Origin of the sequence: Citrobacter sp. Cm038, assembly GCF_030333105.1 — a bacterium.
In the GTDB taxonomy this organism is placed as follows: Bacteria; Pseudomonadota; Gammaproteobacteria; order Enterobacterales; family Enterobacteriaceae; genus Citrobacter; species Citrobacter murliniae.
On the sequence record NZ_JAOWGO010000025.1, the window covers coordinates 111,771 to 126,472 of the forward strand.

Annotated in this window: 15 protein-coding genes and 1 riboswitch; of the genes, 11 read left to right on the top strand and 4 right to left on the bottom strand. The window is 54.4% G+C overall.

The annotated features are described in order from the left end of the window. Entirely contained in the window at positions 1-1,521 is a 1,521-nt protein-coding gene (gene hutH / locus OGY01_RS20070) for a histidine ammonia-lyase (RefSeq protein WP_200010629.1), read from the top strand. Between the two features lie 40 nt (positions 1,522-1,561). On the opposite strand, the gene OGY01_RS20075 is transcribed toward hutH, so the two are convergent. Together OGY01_RS20075 and bioA are read right to left on the bottom strand one after the other, a co-directional pair. Beyond that, a complete protein-coding gene (locus OGY01_RS20075) occupies positions 1,562-2,038 on the bottom strand; it encodes a kinase inhibitor (protein WP_045441150.1) in 477 nt (158 codons plus the stop codon). A 57-nt stretch (positions 2,039-2,095) separates the two neighbouring features. Beyond that, positions 2,096-3,385: an adenosylmethionine--8-amino-7-oxononanoate transaminase gene (gene bioA / locus OGY01_RS20080; protein WP_284096550.1), complete on the bottom strand. Its 1,290-nt coding sequence runs from the start codon at positions 3,383-3,385 to the stop codon at positions 2,096-2,098. Between the two features lie 76 nt (positions 3,386-3,461). Between bioA and bioB the strand changes: the two genes are divergently transcribed. The 4 genes from bioB to bioD are packed head-to-tail and all read left to right on the top strand — an operon-like array spanning position 3,462 to position 7,086. Further along, complete coding sequence (gene bioB, locus OGY01_RS20085; RefSeq protein ID WP_286493567.1) at positions 3,462-4,502, top strand: biotin synthase BioB; 1,041 nt, start codon at positions 3,462-3,464, stop codon at positions 4,500-4,502. Beyond that, complete coding sequence (gene bioF, locus OGY01_RS20090; RefSeq protein WP_286493568.1) at positions 4,499-5,653, top strand: 8-amino-7-oxononanoate synthase; 1,155 nt, start codon at positions 4,499-4,501, stop codon at positions 5,651-5,653. Before bioB ends, bioF begins: the two co-directional genes overlap by 4 nt. After that, positions 5,640-6,395: a malonyl-ACP O-methyltransferase BioC gene (gene bioC, locus OGY01_RS20095; protein WP_045441154.1), complete on the top strand. Its 756-nt coding sequence runs from the start codon at positions 5,640-5,642 to the stop codon at positions 6,393-6,395. The genes bioF and bioC overlap by 14 nt, the downstream gene beginning before the upstream one ends. Further along, complete coding sequence (bioD, locus tag OGY01_RS20100) at positions 6,388-7,086, top strand: dethiobiotin synthase (RefSeq protein WP_045441155.1); 699 nt, start codon at positions 6,388-6,390, stop codon at positions 7,084-7,086. Before bioC ends, bioD begins: the two co-directional genes overlap by 8 nt. Here the strand turns inward: bioD and OGY01_RS20105 are convergent. Further along, a complete protein-coding gene (locus OGY01_RS20105; protein WP_045441156.1) occupies positions 7,052-7,774 on the bottom strand; it encodes an ABC transporter ATP-binding protein in 723 nt (240 codons plus the stop codon). The genes bioD and OGY01_RS20105 overlap by 35 nt on opposite strands. 771 nt (positions 7,775-8,545) lie before the next feature. Between OGY01_RS20105 and uvrB the strand changes: the two genes are divergently transcribed. Beyond that, the gene (gene uvrB, locus OGY01_RS20110; protein WP_045441157.1) at positions 8,546-10,567 is read left to right on the top strand and encodes an excinuclease ABC subunit UvrB; all 2,022 of its coding nucleotides are present in this window, start codon (positions 8,546-8,548) and stop codon (positions 10,565-10,567) included. 90 nt (positions 10,568-10,657) lie between these two features. On the opposite strand, the gene yvcK is transcribed toward uvrB, so the two are convergent. After that, positions 10,658-11,566 (bottom strand): uridine diphosphate-N-acetylglucosamine-binding protein YvcK, encoded by a 909-nt coding sequence (gene yvcK, locus OGY01_RS20115; protein ID WP_286493569.1) that lies wholly within the window; start codon positions 11,564-11,566, stop codon positions 10,658-10,660. A gap of 264 nt (positions 11,567-11,830) precedes the next feature. Continuing rightward, positions 11,831-11,976, top strand: a riboswitch (molybdenum cofactor riboswitch). Between yvcK and moaA the strand changes: the two genes are divergently transcribed. From moaA to moaE, 5 genes are all read left to right on the top strand, one after another. Further along, positions 11,964-12,953 (top strand): GTP 3',8-cyclase MoaA, encoded by a 990-nt coding sequence (moaA, locus tag OGY01_RS20120; RefSeq protein ID WP_286493571.1) that lies wholly within the window; start codon positions 11,964-11,966, stop codon positions 12,951-12,953. (Overlaps the previous riboswitch by 13 nt.) A 21-nt stretch (positions 12,954-12,974) precedes the next feature. Continuing rightward, positions 12,975-13,487 carry a molybdenum cofactor biosynthesis protein B gene (gene moaB, locus OGY01_RS20125; protein ID WP_045441160.1) on the top strand — a complete coding sequence of 171 codons (513 nt, stop codon included), beginning with the start codon at positions 12,975-12,977 and terminating at the stop codon, positions 13,485-13,487. 2 nt (positions 13,488-13,489) lie between these two features. Beyond that, positions 13,490-13,975 carry a cyclic pyranopterin monophosphate synthase MoaC gene (moaC, locus tag OGY01_RS20130; RefSeq protein WP_045441161.1) on the top strand — a complete coding sequence of 162 codons (486 nt, stop codon included), beginning with the start codon at positions 13,490-13,492 and terminating at the stop codon, positions 13,973-13,975. After that, on the top strand, positions 13,968-14,213 hold the full coding sequence (moaD, locus tag OGY01_RS20135; protein WP_045441162.1) for a molybdopterin synthase sulfur carrier subunit: 246 nt from the start codon (positions 13,968-13,970) through the stop codon (positions 14,211-14,213). The genes moaC and moaD overlap by 8 nt, the downstream gene beginning before the upstream one ends. 1 nt (position 14,214) lies before the next feature. Beyond that, positions 14,215-14,667: a molybdopterin synthase catalytic subunit MoaE gene (gene moaE / locus OGY01_RS20140; RefSeq protein WP_048221808.1), complete on the top strand. Its 453-nt coding sequence runs from the start codon at positions 14,215-14,217 to the stop codon at positions 14,665-14,667. The last annotated feature ends 35 nt before the right edge of the window (positions 14,668-14,702 follow it).

Consider the following 14,702-nt stretch of genomic DNA (forward strand, 5'->3'; position numbering starts at 1 on the left):
ATGAATACCATTACCTTAACGCCGGGCCATCTGAGCTTTGCACAGTTGCGCGATATCTGGCAGCAGCCGGTACAGTTGAGACTGGATACCAGCGCGGTTGACGCCATTAATGCCAGTGTGGACTGCGTCAATAAGATTGTTGCCGAAGGCCGCACGGCTTACGGCATCAATACGGGTTTTGGACTGCTGGCCCAGACCCGTATTGCCACTGAAGATTTGCAAAATCTCCAGCGTTCGCTGGTGCTTTCTCATGCGGCGGGCGTCGGCGAACCGCTGGATGATGCGATGGTGCGTCTGATCATGGTGCTGAAAATCAACAGTCTGGCGCGCGGTTTCTCCGGTATTCGCCTGAGCGTGATTGAAGCGCTGATTGCACTGGTGAATGCGGAGGTTTACCCGTTGATCCCGGCGAAAGGCTCGGTCGGGGCATCGGGCGATCTGGCTCCGCTGGCGCATATGTCGCTCACCTTGTTGGGTGAGGGTAAGGCACGCTGGCGGGGAGAATGGCTTCCGGCCGCAGAAGCGCTGAAGAAGGCCGGGCTGGAGCCGATCACGCTGGAGGCGAAGGAAGGGCTGGCGTTGTTGAATGGTACACAGGCATCCACGGCTTTTGCTCTGCGCGGGTTGATTGAAGCGCAGGAACTGTTTGCCTCGGCGACAGTATGCGGGGCGCTGACCACCGAAGCGGTGCTGGGCTCCCGACGTCCGTTTGATGCCCGTATTCATGCCGCCCGGGGACAGCGTGGGCAAATTGATGCCGCCTCTCTTTATCGCCACGTGCTGACCGATTCCACAGCGCTTTCGCAGTCGCACCATAACTGCGAAAAAGTGCAGGATCCATATTCTTTGCGCTGTCAGCCGCAGGTGATGGGGGCGTGCCTGACGCAAATGCGCCAGGTTATGGAGGTGCTGCTGGTGGAAGCCAATGCAGTTTCAGATAACCCGCTGGTGTTTGCCGAAGAGGGGGATGTTATTTCTGGCGGCAATTTCCATGCGGAACCGGTGGCGATGGCGGCGGATAATCTGGCGCTGGCGATTGCGGAAATAGGTGCTTTATCAGAGCGACGTATTGCGTTGATGATGGATAAGCACATGTCACAGTTACCGCCTTTCCTGGTCAAAAACGGCGGGGTCAACTCCGGCTTTATGATTGCTCAGGTCACAGCCGCCGCGCTTGCCAGCGAGAACAAAGCACTGGCGCACCCGCACAGCGTAGACAGTTTGCCGACCTCGGCTAACCAGGAAGACCATGTGTCAATGGCGCCTGCGGCCGGTCGTCGACTGTGGGAGATGGCGGCCAATACGCGCGGGGTGATTGCCGTGGAGTGGCTGGCGGCCTGTCAGGGAATCGATTTGCGAGAAGGACTGACCTCAAGCCCGCTGCTGGAACAGGCGCGTCAGGCATTGCGTGAACAGGTTTCACACTATACACAGGACCGTTTTTTCGCCCCGGATATTGAGTGCGCGACCGAGTTGTTAGCGCAGGGAACCTTGCTGAAGCTGGTGCCCGAGTTTCTGTAAGAAAATGCCGGATGGCGCTGACGCTTATCCGGCTCAGAGATTAACTGAACAGTGCGGTGATTGACGCGCTGGCGAGCGAGTGGAAATGGACGTTAAATCCGACCATCGCTCCGCTGGCGCCCTCATCAACATCAAGACGCTCCACATCCAGCGCATGAACCGTAAAGATATAACGATGCGTTTCTCCTTTTGGTGGCGCCGCGCCGCCATAGCCCGCTTTACCAAAATCCGTGCGTGTCTGAATGACTCCCTCCGGCAGCGCAACCAGACCGGAGCCGAATCCTTGTGTCAGTACACGGGTATCTGCAGGCAGGTTGACTACCACCCAGTGCCACCAGCCGGAGCCGGTTGGCGCATCAGGATCGTAACAGGTCACAACAAAGCTTTTGGTCCCGGCAGGTACATCATCCCATAGCAGATGCGGGGAGATATTATCTCCGTCATACCCCATACCGTTAAATACATGGCGATGCGGGAGCTTCTCCCCGTCGCGCAGATCGTTACTCATTAGTTTCATGCTGACTCCTCTCGTTAGCCAAAAAGTGTAGCCAGAAACCTCATAACTTACCGCCGATTATTGGCTAAAAAATGTTTCATTGCGCACAGCATCGTTCACGACCTGCGTCAGGCGACGCAGTTGATCTGGCTGGATAATGTACGGCGGCATCAGGTAGATGAGTTTGCCAAACGGCCGGATCCACACGCCTTGTTCAACGAAGAACTTTTGTAACGCCGCCATATTCACCGGATGCGTGGTTTCTATCACACCGATGGCGCCGAGTACGCGTACATCGGCGACATATGCGGAATCAGCTGCAGGTGCCAGTTCGCTGCGCAATTGTTCTTCAATAGCTGCGACCTGCGCACGCCACTCGCCTGTTTCCAGCAGAGACAAACTGGCGGAGGCGACGGCGCAGGCCAGCGGGTTACCCATAAAAGTCGGGCCGTGCATAAAGCAGCCAGCCTCGCCGTTGCTGATGGTTGCCGCGACCTGACGGGTGGTCAGGGTGGCGGAAAGTGTCATCGTCCCGCCGGTTAATGCTTTACCAAGGCACAAAATATCCGGCGCAATGTTGGCGTGTTCACAGGCAAACAGCTTCCCGGTACGGCCAAACCCGGTGGCGATTTCATCGGCAATCAGCAGGATCCCTTCGCGGTCGCACATCCTGCGAATGCGTTTTAACCATTCAGGATGGTACATGCGCATGCCGCCTGCACCCTGCACAATCGGCTCCAGGATAATGGCTGCAATCTCATGGCGATGCGCGGCCATCAAACGGGCAAAGGGCACGATGTCCAGCTCATTCCATTCGCCGTCCATCCGACTCTGCGGGGCAGGGGCGAAGAGGTTTTCCGGCAGATACCCTTTCCACAGGCTGTGCATTGAGTTGTCGGGATCGCAGACCGACATCGCGCCGAAGGTGTCTCCGTGATAGCCGTTACGAAATGTCAGGAAACGCTGGCGAGATTCGCCTTTTGCCTGCCAGTATTGCAGCGCCATTTTCATTGCCACTTCGACGGCAACAGAGCCTGAATCCGCGAGGAAAACGCATTCCAGTGCCTCTGGCGTCATGGCGACCAACTGGCGGCACAGCGAAATGGCAGGGGCATGGGTAATGCCGCCAAACATCACATGTGACATGTCATCGATCTGCGTTTTCATTGCGGCGTTCAACTGCGGGTGGTTGTAACCGTGGATTGCTGACCACCAGGATGACATGCCGTCAATCAGTCTCTCACCGCTGGATAAAATCAGTTCGCAACCTTCGGCACGCGCTACCGGATACACCGGTAACGGGGAGGTCATGGAGGTGTAAGGGTGCCAAATATGGCGTTGGTCAAAGGCAATATCGTCAGTTGTCATAATCGACTTGTAAACCAAATTAAAAAGATTTAGGTTTACAAGTCTACACCAAACTAACAACGAAACGTACACCAATATGGCTCACTCTTCTCGCTGGACAATGTCGCAAGTCACCGAATTATTTGAAAAACCCCTGCTGGATCTGCTGTTCGAGGCGCAACAGATCCACCGTCAGCATTTTGACCCGCGGCAGGTACAGGTGAGTACACTGCTGTCGATTAAAACCGGTGCCTGCCCGGAAGACTGTAAATACTGCCCACAAAGTTCCCGCTATAAAACCGGTCTGGAAACAGAACGATTGATGGAAGTTGAGCAGGTACTGGACTCTGCGCGTAAAGCCAAGCAAGCGGGTTCAACACGTTTCTGCATGGGGGCGGCATGGAAGAATCCGCACGAGCGCGATATGCCTTATCTGGAGCAGATGGTACAGGGCGTGAAAGAACTGGGACTGGAAGCCTGTATGACGCTGGGAACGCTGGATGAAACGCAGGCCCAACGTCTTGCCCGTGCGGGGCTGGATTACTACAACCACAACCTCGACACTTCGCCAGAATTCTACGGCAATATCATCACGACTCGTTCCTATCAGGAACGTCTTGATACGCTGGATAAAGTGCGTGAGGCCGGGATCAAAGTCTGCTCAGGCGGTATCGTCGGGTTAGGTGAAACGGTCACCGATCGCGCCGGGTTGTTGCTGCAACTGGCGAATCTTCCCACGCCGCCGGAAAGCGTGCCCATCAACATGCTGGTGAAGGTGAAAGGCACTCCACTGGCGGATAACGACGATGTGGATGCATTTGATTTTATCCGCACTATCGCTGTAGCGCGGATCATGATGCCGACCTCGTACGTGCGTCTTTCCGCTGGCCGCGAGCAGATGAATGAGCAAACTCAGGCGATGTGTTTTATGGCCGGGGCCAACTCTATTTTCTACGGCTGCAAACTGTTGACCACGCGGAACCCGAACGAAGATAAAGATCTGCTGCTGTTCCGCAAGCTGGGGCTTAACCCGCAGCAAACGGCGGTACTGGCGGGCGATAACGAACAGCAACAGCGTCTGGAGCAGGCTCTGCGTACGCCGGACACTGATGATTACTACAATGCGGCGACAGTATGACCTGGCAGCAAAAAATAGACGATGCGCTGGCGGTGCGTCGTTCTGTCGATGCCCTGCGCCGCCGTTATGCGGTGACGCAGGGGGCAGGACGCTGGCTACAGGCCGATGGTCGCCAGTATCTGAATTTCTCCAGTAATGATTATCTCGGTTTAAGCCACCATCCGCAGATTGTGTGCGCGTGGCAGCAGGGAGCAGAACGCTTTGGCGTTGGCAGCGGTGGCTCAGGTCACGTAAGCGGCTATTCCATCGCGCATCAGGCACTGGAAGAGGAGCTGGCGCAGTGGCTGGGCTATTCACGTGCGCTGTTATTTATCTCCGGTTTTGCCGCCAATCAGGCGGTCATTACCGCACTGATGGAAAAAAACGATCGTATCGTCGCCGATCGCCTCAGTCATGCTTCACTGTTGGAGGCCGCAAGCCTGAGCCCGGCAGTGTTGCGCCGTTTTAGCCATAACGATCCGCAGCATCTGGCCCGCCTGCTGGCTACCCCCTGTCCGGGGCAGCAACTGGTGGTGACTGAAGGTGTGTTCAGCATGGATGGTGACAGTGCACCACTGGCGGAAATCCACGCGGCGGCGCAACAGCATAATGGCTGGCTGTTGGTGGATGATGCGCACGGCATTGGCGTGACCGGTGAAGAAGGGCGCGGTTCGTGCTGGCGGCATCAGGTTAAGCCTGAGCTGTTGGTGGTGACGTTCGGGAAAGGGTTTGGCGTCGGCGGTGCGGCAATCCTCTGCTCTGACAGTGTAGCCGATTATCTGCTGCAGTTTGCCCGTCACTTGATCTACAGCACCAGTATGCCTCCGGCTCAAGCTCAGGCGTTGCGTGCTGCGCTGGCAGTGATCCGCAGTCGTGAAGGTGATGAGCGGAGAGCAAAGCTGGCGATGCTAATTCAACGTTTTCGGGCAGGAGTGGATACCCCAGATTTAAAACTGGTGAATTCAGACAGCGCCATTCAGCCGCTAATCGTTGGTGATAACCATAAAGCCTTACGGCTGGCCGATGCCCTGCGCCAGCAGGGATGTTGGGTGACAGCAATCCGTCCTCCCACCGTACCCGCCGGTACAGCCAGACTGCGACTGACGCTGACGCAGGCACATGAAATCCAGGATATCGATCGTTTGCTGGAGGTATTGCATGGCGCTGGTTAATAAGCAAGCCATTGCGGCTGCGTTCGGACGTGCTGCTACCTATTATGAACAACACGCCGGGTTACAGCGCCAGAGCGCTGATGCGTTACTGGCGCTACTGGCGGGTCGTGAATATGCACATGTACTGGACGCCGGTTGTGGACCCGGACGCATGAGTCTTTACTGGCGGGAGCGGGGGTGTGATGTCACCGCCCTGGATCTTTCGCCTCAGATGCTGGCGGAGGCGCAACGACAAAATGTTGCCCATCACTATCTGATGGCGGATATCGAAGCCATTCCGCAGGATACAGCGACCTTCGACCTGGCCTGGAGCAACCTGGCTGTGCAGTGGTGTGGTGATTTACGCAGCGCGTTAAGCGAGCTTTACCGGGTTGTACGCCCTGGTGGGACGGTGGCTTTTAGTACGCTGGTACACGGCTCCATGCCGGAGTTGCGTCAGGCATGGCAGGCTGTAGATAACCGGGCGCATGCCAATAATTTTTTGTCTGTGGAGCAACTTAAAAATGCCCTGCATGGCTGGGATGCTGGCTACCACACCCATGCCGTGACGTTATGGTTTGACGACGCGCTGAGCGCGATGCGTTCGCTCAAAGGTATCGGAGCAACGCATTTGCATGAAGGTCGTGAACAGCGTGTGCTGACCCGCTCACAGCTACACCAGTTACAGTTAGCCTGGCCCTGTCAGCAGGGGAGATATCCGCTGACGTATCATCTTTTTTTGGGAGTGATTCAACGTGACTAAAACGTATTTTGTCACCGGGACGGACACCGAGGTAGGTAAAACCGTCGCCAGCTGCGCACTGTTACAGGCAGCCGCAGAGAGGGGATACCGGGCAGTCGGGTATAAGCCAGTGGCTTCGGGGAGTGAAATGACCGCTGATGGCCTGCGTAACAGTGATGCTCTGGCGCTGCAGCGCAACAGTACGCTGGAGATAGAATATGTGGATATTAATCCGTATACCTTCGCTGAACCCACTTCGCCACATATTATCAGCGCTGACGAAGGAAGACCGATTTTGGCCCCGGTGATGTCTGCCGGTTTACGTGCGCTTGAAGAGCAGGCTGACTGGGTGCTGGTGGAAGGGGCTGGTGGATGGTTTACACCGCTTTCGCCGACGCTGAGTTTTGCTGACTGGGTACAAACGGAGCAATTGCCGGTCATTCTGGTCGTTGGCGTGAAGCTTGGTTGTATCAACCACGCCATCCTGACCGCGCAGGCGGTGCTGCAGGCTGGCCTGACGCTTGCCGGATGGGTCGCTAATGACGTGATGCCGCCGGGTAAACGTCACGCTGAATATATGGCGACGCTGACGCGTTCTCTCCCGGCACCGTTGCTGGGAGAGATCCCATGGCTGGCGGAAGATCCGCTGCGGGTATCGACAGGGCAATATATCGATCTTAGCGTTTTATCTCTGGCGTCCCCCAGTCGTTGAGAAGCGGATCGTTGAGTTGTGTCATCGCTCCCTGTGCGACATTGCGCCCGCGATGCAACAGGCAATAGCAGTCGGCGACCCGGCGAATGAATGGCAAGCTTTGCTCCGCAAGCATAATCGCGATGCCCAGCTCCTGGCTCAGCCGCACGATCAAATTTCCCAGCTTGTGGATATACGCTTGGCCCGTCCCCCGCGTCGGTTCATCGAGGATCAGCAGACGTGGGCGCGTAACCAGAGCGCTGGCGAGTGCCAGCTGGTACTGATTGTCATCTGACAGTATCGCCCCTTTGCTGCGACGCAGAACGTACAACTGTGGGAAGAGGCGGTAAATATCGCTGCTGCTCATTGCCTCGCTTTCGCCAACCGCCTTACGCGCAATATGCAGATTCTCTTCTACCGTCAACTGCGAAAAAATACGCCGCTCTTGTGAAACGTAGCCAATACCCAGCGCGATGCGACTGGCCGCGGGGATTGGACGCAGATCGCGCGGTGGCGCACCGGCCTGATGCCAAAACATGGTGCCACTTTCGATAGGTAAATTACCGGTGATGCAATTCACCAGTGTGGTTTTTCCCATACCTGGCAGTCCCAGCACGCCAGTACACTTACCGGGCATCAAGTCGAGATCCACATCCCATAGCGTGTGCTGATTACCGTAATAGTGATTCACTGCGCGAAGACTTAGCATAGATTTTCTCCATCATGATGTTATCCGCCCCACGAGCAGGGAGTGGGAAGAAAAGTGCAAATCTCTTGCCAGAAGAGGAGCCAGGGAGATAAACAGCGTGATAAGCGATTTGCGTACATTAAATGACAAAGCACAGAGATGATTTCCGGCACCAGGGTGCACATTGCCAGTGCTTGTGAGCGTCATGGTGGTGCAGATAGCAAAATGATGAAAATGCGAGCAAGATCTCGGCTGCTGCAGGTCGCTTCGTTAGCTGATAAATATCAAAAATTAGCGATAATTTTTTTTTATTACCCCAGAAAAGACCATAGATGTGTTTTCGCCAGGCGGCAGTCAGTACGGGCTGGAGGCAGTTATCCACTATTCCTGTGGATAACCTTGTGCATTAGAGTTAGAAAACACAATGTAAGCGAGAGAAGACGCGGCTTGCGACTAAATTGGTGCGAAAGACGTCTCGAGAGAATAGTCATTTAAATACAAATTGTTAGATAAAATCAATGGCTGTCGCAGAAGTGTCATGCGTTGCCACAAAACTTTCATCCGGTAGCTTGACAAATGTTAAAAAAGTCATTGGTCTGGGGATAACACATTTTTACTGGTGTTTTATCTCGTCAGCGCCAAAATTTTCGTCCACAGTGACGGGCTTTCTGATGGCGTAACAGATATATTCTGGCGCGTTACTGTTTTTTCATCCAGTATATTTTACTGGCAAAATGTACGACTGCGAGTAAAATTACACACCTGCCCGCCCATTGCTTCAGGTAGCTGCTCATGAGTAAACCGTTCAAACTGAATTCCGCTTTTAAACCCTCTGGCGATCAGCCTGAGGCGATTCGTCGCCTGGAAGAAGGGCTGGAGGATGGGCTTGCGCATCAAACGCTGCTGGGCGTAACGGGGTCGGGAAAAACATTCACCATTGCCAACGTGATAGCTGACTTACAGCGTCCCACAATGGTGCTGGCGCCTAACAAGACGCTGGCAGCCCAGCTATATGGTGAGATGAAAGAGTTCTTTCCGGATAATGCGGTTGAGTATTTTGTCTCCTACTACGACTATTATCAGCCGGAAGCGTATGTGCCGAGTTCTGATACGTTTATCGAGAAAGATGCGTCGGTAAACGAGCATATTGAGCAGATGCGACTGTCGGCGACCAAGGCGCTGCTGGAGCGTCGGGATGTGGTGGTCGTGGCCTCGGTTTCCGCGATCTATGGTTTGGGTGACCCGGACCTGTATCTGAAAATGATGCTGCACCTGACGGTGGGGATGATTATCGATCAGCGGGCCATTCTGCGCCGTCTGGCGGAGTTGCAATATACCCGTAACGATCAGGCATTCCAGCGCGGTACTTTCCGTGTGCGCGGTGAAGTGATCGACATCTTCCCGGCTGAGTCTGACGATATTGCGCTGCGCGTGGAGCTGTTTGATGAAGAAGTTGAGCGTCTGTCATTGTTTGACCCGCTGACCGGGCAGGTTGAATCAACCATCCCGCGCTACACCATCTATCCTAAAACACACTACGTGACGCCTCGCGAACGCATTGTGCAGGCCATGGAAGACATTAAAGTCGAGCTGGCCGAAAGACGTAAAAACCTGCTGGCGAACAACAAACTACTGGAAGAACAGCGCTTAAGCCAGCGTACGCAGTTCGATCTGGAAATGATGAACGAACTGGGATACTGCTCTGGCATTGAAAACTATTCCCGTTATTTGTCCGGGCGAGGGCCAGGCGAGCCGCCGCCGACGTTGTTTGATTACCTGCCAGCCGACGGTCTGTTGGTAGTGGATGAGTCCCACGTCACCATTCCGCAAATTGGCGGGATGTATCGCGGCGACCGGGCGCGAAAAGAGACGCTGGTCGAGTACGGTTTCCGTCTGCCGTCTGCGCTGGATAACCGCCCGCTGAAGTTTGAAGAGTTTGAAGCACTGGCGCCGCAAACCATCTATGTGTCTGCGACACCAGGTAATTATGAACTGGAGAAATCCGGTGATGAAGTGGTCGATCAGGTCGTACGACCAACCGGTCTGTTGGATCCGGTTATTGAGGTGCGTCCGGTAGCGACGCAGGTCGACGATCTGCTCTCTGAAATTCGTATCCGCGCGGCGATTAATGAGCGCGTACTGGTCACGACGCTGACCAAACGGATGGCGGAAGATCTCACGGAATACCTCGAAGAGCACGGCGAGAGAGTGCGCTATCTGCACTCGGACATCGACACCGTGGAGCGGATGGAAATCATCCGTGACCTGCGCCTGGGCGAGTTTGACGTGTTAGTCGGCATCAACCTGTTACGTGAGGGCCTGGACATGCCTGAGGTCTCTCTGGTGGCTATTCTGGACGCAGATAAAGAAGGGTTCTTGCGTTCTGAGCGATCGCTTATCCAGACCATTGGTCGTGCGGCACGTAACATCAACGGAAAAGCGATCCTCTACGGCGATAAAATTACCGCCTCGATGGCGAAGGCGATTAGTGAAACCGAACGTCGTCGCGAGAAGCAGCAGCAGTACAACGAAGAGCACGGTATTACTCCTCAGGGACTGAACAAGAAAGTGGTCGATATTCTGGCGTTGGGTCAGAATATTGCCAAAACAAAAGCCAAAGGCAGAGGGAAGTCTCGCGCCGGGGCGAAGTCCGAGGTAGTTGAGCTGGATATGACGCCGAAGGCGCTGCAGCAGAAAATCCATGAGCTGGAAGGGCTGATGATGCAGCATGCGCAGAACCTGGAGTTCGAAGAGGCAGCACAGATCCGTGACCAGTTGCATCAGCTTCGCGAGCTGTTTATTGCGGCGTCTTAACGCGTTGCCGGATGGCGGGGTAAACCCTTTATCCGGCCTACAAACGTCAAGGTCGGTGTAGGCCTGATAAGCGTCATCAGGCAAATTCGCTCAGCCTAAAGCCTGTACTACTTTTTCCAGCGCGGTGTGCAATAGCTGGCGGTCGTGGCGATAAGGAATATCGCTGGCTTCCAGCACGTCCTGAATCACAATGCGGTCAGTAACGGCCGAAACGTCCACCTTCGGCCCCACAATTACCGCATCAATGACCTTCTTCCCGACGTACTGTTCGATGATTGCCAGCTTATCTCTGAGCGTCAGGCTGGCGGCTGGCAGGCTTAATTCACGCCCCAGATTGCCAATATAAACCATCGGTGCCGGAGTGCGACGCAATGCCTGCGCCAGTTCATCGAGCAGCAGGATCGGCATCAGGCTGGTGTAAAAGCTGCCCGGTCCTATCAGAATCAAATCCGCTTCCGCGATAGCTTCAATCGCTTCCCGCGTGGCCGGGACCTTTGGCGAAAGCATCAACTCCTGAGGGGGAATAGTGAGCTGATCAATATTCACTTCGCCATAGACCTCATGTCCCTGATCGTCGATAGCCATAAGATCCACCGGCAGCTCTGACATCGGAATTAAATGCGCATCCACTTTCAATAGACTGCGAATTAAATTGATGGCTTCCAGAGGCCGCACGCTCAGGTGATCCAGCGCCTTTAACATCAGATTTCCGAGGTTATGCCCGGAAAGCTCGCCATTACCGCCAAAACGATACTCAAACATGGCGGATGCGACGCTTGGCTGGGTAATTAACTGGTTCAGGCAATTACGCATGTCTCCCCAGGCAATACCCCCTTCGGAGCGCCGAATGCGGCCTGTGGAACCGCCATTATCGGTGGTGGTAACAATGCCCGTCAGGCGTGAGCCTAAAGGGGAAAGTGAAGAGAGAGCGCGTCCTAATCCATGCCCTCCGCCGAGAGCGACAACGCGATCCAGATCCGCCAGCGTGCGAGTACGCATATATTTTCCTGATATCAATTGATCAGCGTACAGTAGCGTAAATTGCGTGTTTTCAGCAATTAGCCAGCGGGTTTCAGAGAAAAAATTTTCTGTGATCTACCTCTTTCTGACGAGGCTCACCTTACGACAAGATGATGTATATCAATGCAAAAGTGTGGTTTTTACTTATTCTGTAGCGAAAATGCACGATCATGTCGTTATATACGTGTTTATACAGCGAAAGTGTACATGGCAAAACTACCATTTACACGCTAGTATCGGCATAACCACAATAAACACTCTAGCCACTGCACCTGGGTCAAATGATACGGTGCTTTGGCCGTGACAATGCTTATATGAGATTGTCACCAGGGCGCAGGAAGAAATGACTTCGCCTCCCGTATTTGGAAAGGTGTACATGGGCTCTCAACTTACTGATGCTTTCGCTCGTAAGTTTTACTACTTACGTTTGTCGATTACCGATGTGTGTAACTTTCGTTGCACCTACTGTCTGCCGGATGGCTATAAGCCCGGCGGCGTTACCAATAACGGCTTTCTGACCGTTGATGAAATTCGTCGTGTCACACGTGCGTTCGCCAGCCTGGGAACGGAAAAAGTGCGTCTGACGGGAGGCGAACCGTCCTTGCGTCGCGACTTTACCGACATCATCGCCGCCGTGCGTGAAAATGACGCTATCCGTCAGATTGCGGTAACCACCAACGGGTACCGTCTGGCGCGGGATGCCGCTACCTGGCGCGAAGCGGGACTCACGGCGCTGAACGTCAGCGTCGACAGCCTTGATGCTCGCCAGTTTCACGCCATTACCGGACAGGACAAATTTCAGCAGGTAATGGCTGGTATTGATGCCGCATTTGATGCCGGTTTTGAAAAAGTGAAAGTGAACACCGTGCTGATGCGTGACGTGAACCATCATCAACTGGACACCTTCCTTGCCTGGATCCAGCCGCGTCCAATTCAGTTGCGCTTTATTGAACTGATGGAAACCGGCGAAGGCAGTTCTCTCTTTCGTAAACACCATATCTCCGGGCAGGTTCTGCGCGATGAACTGCTGCGTCGCGGCTGGATTCACCAGCTACGTCAACGCAGCGACGGTCCGGCGCAGGTTTTCTGTCATCCTGATTATGCCGGCGAGATCGGCCTGATCATGCCTTATGAAAAAGACTTCTGCGCCACCTGTAACCGTCTGCGCGTTTCTTCAGTCGGCAAACTTCATTTGTGTTTATTTGGTGAAGGCGGCGTTAGCCTGCGTGATTTGCTGGAGGATGATACGCAGCAGCAAGCGCTGGAAGAGCGTATCTCTGCCGCTCTGCTAGAGAAAAAGCAAACCCACTTCCTGCATCAGAACAATACCGGCATAACCCAGAACCTCTCATATATCGGTGGATAATCTACAAAAAGGAGATTAAAGATGAGTCAGGTAAGCGCTGAATTTATCCCGACACGCATTGCTATTCTTACTGTTTCCAGCCGTCGTGGTGAAGAAGACGACACTTCAGGTCATTATTTGCGTGACTCTGCACTGGAAGCAGGTCATCAGATTGTTGATAAGGCAATTGTCAAAGAGAACCGTTACGCTATTCGCGCCCAGGTCTCTGCCTGGATTGCCAGCGACGACGTGCAGGTAGTGCTCATTACTGGTGGCACGGGGTTGACTGAAGGAGACCAGGCGCCGGAAGCGCTGCAGCCGTTGTTTGACAGAGAAGTCGAAGGTTTTGGCGAAGTGTTCCGTATGCTCTCTTTTGAAGAGATTGGTACTGCGACGCTGCAATCCCGTGCGATTGCCGGGGTCGCCAATAAAACGCTGATTTTCGCTATGCCGGGTTCGACTAAAGCGTGTCGTACCGCCTGGGAAAACATTATTGCGCCGCAGCTTGATGCCCGTACACGTCCGTGTAATTTCCACCCACATTTGAAGAAATAAGTATGTCGCAACTGACTCATATTAACGCCGCTGGCGAAGCGCACATGGTGGATGTCTCCGCCAAAGCGGAAACCGTACGTGAAGCGCGTGCTGAAGCATTCGTCACCATGCGTAGCGAAACTCTGGCAATGATTATCGACGGTAGCCACCATAAAGGCGACGTTTTCGCTACGGCCCGAATTGCCGGTATCCAGGCGGCCAAACGCACCTGGGATCTTATCCCGTTGTGCCACCCACTGATGCTCAGCAAGGTTGAAGTTAATCTGCGCGCCGAGCCGGAGCACAACCGTGTGCGCATTGAGTCGCTGTGTCGTCTGACCGGTAAAACCGGTGTCGAAATGGAAGCTTTAACGGCGGCATCGGTGGCTGCGTTGACCATCTACGACATGTGCAAAGCGGTACAAAAGGATATGGTGATTGGTCCGGTGCGGCTGTTGGCGAAAAGCGGCGGCAAGTCGGGAGATTTTAAGGTGGATGCGCATGATTAAAGTTCTTTTCTTTGCCCAGGTACGTGAACTGGTGGACACGGATGCGTTAGACGTCACAGCAGAATTTCCTACGGTAGAGGCGCTGCGCCAGCATCTGGCCGCCAAAAGCGATCGTTGGGCCCTGGCTCTCGAAGACGGCAAACTGCTGGCTGCGGTTAACCAGACGCTGGTCAGCTTTGATTATCCCGTTAAAGCGGGAGATGAAGTCGCCTTCTTCCCGCCGGTAACCGGAGGCTGAGATGGCTGAAACGCGAATTGTTGTTGGACATGCCCCGTTTAGCGTCGGGGAAGAGTATCCCTGGCTGGCAGAGCGCGACGAAGATGGCGCGGTGGTCACTTTCACCGGTAAAGTCCGGAACCACAACCTCGGCGACAGCGTAAAGGCGTTAACGCTGGAACACTATCCAGGCATGACCGAGAAAGCGCTGGCAGAAATCGTCGAAGAGGCGCGCGAACGCTGGCCGTTAGGTCGCGTAACGGTTATACATCGCATCGGCGAACTGTGGCCTGGGGATGAAATCGTCTTCGTCGGCGTAACCAGCGCACATCGCAGCAGCGCGTTTGATGCCGGCCAGTTCATTATGGATTATCTGAAGACTCGCGCGCCGTTCTGGAAGCGTGAAGCAACGCCGGAAGGCGAACGTTGGGTGGACGCCCGTGACAGCGATAAACAAGCAGCAAAACGCTGGTAGAGTACAATTGTTGTAGGCTCATACTGATTCAGGAG

Excerpts from the sequence above, each read along its gene's own strand:
- uvrB (WP_045441157.1), top strand. The coding sequence starts at position 8,546 with ATGAGTAAACCGTTCAAACTGAATTCCGCTTTTAAACCCTCTGGCGAT.
- moaB (WP_045441160.1), top strand. The coding sequence starts at position 12,975 with ATGAGTCAGGTAAGCGCTGAATTTATCCCGACACGCATTGCTATTCTT.
- bioA (WP_284096550.1), bottom strand. The coding sequence starts at position 3,385 with ATGACAACTGACGATATTGCCTTTGACCAACGCCATATTTGGCACCCT.
- OGY01_RS20105 (WP_045441156.1), bottom strand. The coding sequence starts at position 7,774 with ATGCTAAGTCTTCGCGCAGTGAATCACTATTACGGTAATCAGCACACG.
- bioF (WP_286493568.1), top strand. The coding sequence starts at position 4,499 with ATGACCTGGCAGCAAAAAATAGACGATGCGCTGGCGGTGCGTCGTTCT.
- moaD (WP_045441162.1), top strand. The coding sequence starts at position 13,968 with ATGATTAAAGTTCTTTTCTTTGCCCAGGTACGTGAACTGGTGGACACG.
- bioB (WP_286493567.1), top strand. The coding sequence starts at position 3,462 with ATGGCTCACTCTTCTCGCTGGACAATGTCGCAAGTCACCGAATTATTT.
- moaC (WP_045441161.1), top strand. The coding sequence starts at position 13,490 with ATGTCGCAACTGACTCATATTAACGCCGCTGGCGAAGCGCACATGGTG.
- moaE (WP_048221808.1), top strand. The coding sequence starts at position 14,215 with ATGGCTGAAACGCGAATTGTTGTTGGACATGCCCCGTTTAGCGTCGGG.
- yvcK (WP_286493569.1), bottom strand. The coding sequence starts at position 11,566 with ATGCGTACTCGCACGCTGGCGGATCTGGATCGCGTTGTCGCTCTCGGC.
- bioC (WP_045441154.1), top strand. The coding sequence starts at position 5,640 with ATGGCGCTGGTTAATAAGCAAGCCATTGCGGCTGCGTTCGGACGTGCT.
- OGY01_RS20075 (WP_045441150.1), bottom strand. The coding sequence starts at position 2,038 with ATGAAACTAATGAGTAACGATCTGCGCGACGGGGAGAAGCTCCCGCAT.
- moaA (WP_286493571.1), top strand. The coding sequence starts at position 11,964 with ATGGGCTCTCAACTTACTGATGCTTTCGCTCGTAAGTTTTACTACTTA.
- hutH (WP_200010629.1), top strand. The coding sequence starts at position 1 with ATGAATACCATTACCTTAACGCCGGGCCATCTGAGCTTTGCACAGTTG.